1 protein-coding gene is annotated in these 856 nt (G+C 67.9%); it reads left to right on the plus strand.

Annotation, left to right across the window (positions count from 1 at the left end):
* Positions 1-811: DUF1403 family protein (locus EOC06_RS34390; protein WP_245470319.1), on the plus strand; the 811-nt coding region annotated here is incomplete at its 5' end.
* Between the last annotated feature and the right edge of the window lie 45 nt (positions 812-856).

Consider the following 856-nt stretch of genomic DNA (forward strand, 5'->3'; position numbering starts at 1 on the left):
CGGCGCCTGGCGGCAGCGGCTGGCGCTTTCGGCGGCCGCGGTAACAGCGAAGCAGGCGGGCCGCGTCGAAGATGAAAATGCGCTGCGTGACGCCGTGCTGCTCACACGCCCGGGCGATTTTTTGTCCGTCGGACCCGCCGGCCTTTTGCTCCTCGCCTGGCGTCGGCTGGCCGCCCGGCCCGCAGAGGAGCTTCTGACGAAGAGAAATCTGGCCGCGGTATTGGAGGAATTCGGCTATGCTCCCGACGACGAGGGCGTGAGCGCCCTGACGGACGATCTTCGACAGCTCGCCGCCAGTGGCGGGACGGTGGTAATGATGACGGGTGCCATGGCGATCGCCGAACGCCACGGCTTTGGGCGCGCCATCGGAGCCTGGCTCGCCGACGCCCTGCTGGCGCAAAGGCTGGGTTGGGCGCAGGCCGTGCCGCTGCTGGGCGCCGAAGCCGCCTTGGGCGCAAGCGCTCGCCCGCGCCGATCGGCAGCCGGCGCTCTGGCGACAGGCATTGAGACAGATCCTGAGCGGGCCAAAAGCCTGCTGGCCGCGCAGGCTCGCGCTGCGCTGCGCGCCATTGATCTTTTCGCCGAGCTCGAGCGCCGCGCGGACCGGCTGCTTGCGGTTGCGCCGAAACTCAGGGCCAAGGCGGCGGACACCGTTGTCGACAAGCTCCTGTCGGACGATGCGATCGTTGCCTCGGAAAAGATCGCCGGCATGAGCGACCGCGGTCTGCGCCGCCTGTTCGATCGTCTGGTCGAACTCGGGGCTGTGCGTGAACTATCGGGCCGCTCGACCTTTCGTATTTACGGACTGTGAAGACGATGGTTGAGGCGCACGCGAAACAGGGGAGGGGACGATCAA

It is taken from the genome of Mesorhizobium sp. M7A.F.Ca.MR.362.00.0.0, from assembly GCF_004023175.1.
In the GTDB taxonomy this organism is placed as follows: domain Bacteria; phylum Pseudomonadota; class Alphaproteobacteria; order Rhizobiales; family Rhizobiaceae; genus Mesorhizobium.